Source organism: Falsihalocynthiibacter sp. S25ZX9 (assembly GCF_041205405.1).
In the GTDB taxonomy this organism is placed as follows: Bacteria; Pseudomonadota; Alphaproteobacteria; order Rhodobacterales; family Rhodobacteraceae; genus Falsihalocynthiibacter; species Falsihalocynthiibacter arcticus.
The window spans coordinates 1-333 of sequence record NZ_JBGFCD010000141.1 but is presented as its reverse complement, the minus strand read 5'-3'; the positions used below and the strand labels follow the sequence as shown (position 1 = coordinate 333).

Annotated in this window: 1 protein-coding gene; it reads left to right on the top strand. The window is 51.1% G+C overall.

The genetic code is table 11. From position 1 onward, the window contains the following. Nucleotides 1-19 precede the first annotated feature (19 nt). A partial coding sequence (locus AB9F29_RS21630; protein ID WP_369757214.1) for a hypothetical protein occupies nucleotides 20-333 on the top strand: 314 nt, incomplete at its 3' end.

Sequence of the window (333 nt, the reverse complement as noted above, 5' to 3'; positions counted from 1 at the left end):
TGAGCTTGGAACGCAACAAATGAGACAAAAGGGACTTCACACATCCCAGCCCACATTTTCAGCCCGCGATCGCGCAACAAAAGGACGGATCTATGTCGGCGGCATGGTATTCATTGGCTGGCAGGTTAATGCAAGGCATTGGCCCAGAAGCAGCTCAGCGACGTTTTACAAAAATAAACCCAAGTTCGGCGGGATAGAACTGTCTTATGCGAAGCGATTACGGGCACTTGACGACGAGAACGGTAAGCTGGTGGACGAATGCCTGATTGGGACACTTTTTGGCACATTGCGCGATGCCCGTGAAACGCTTGAAGAGTGGCAGGAGGAGTATAA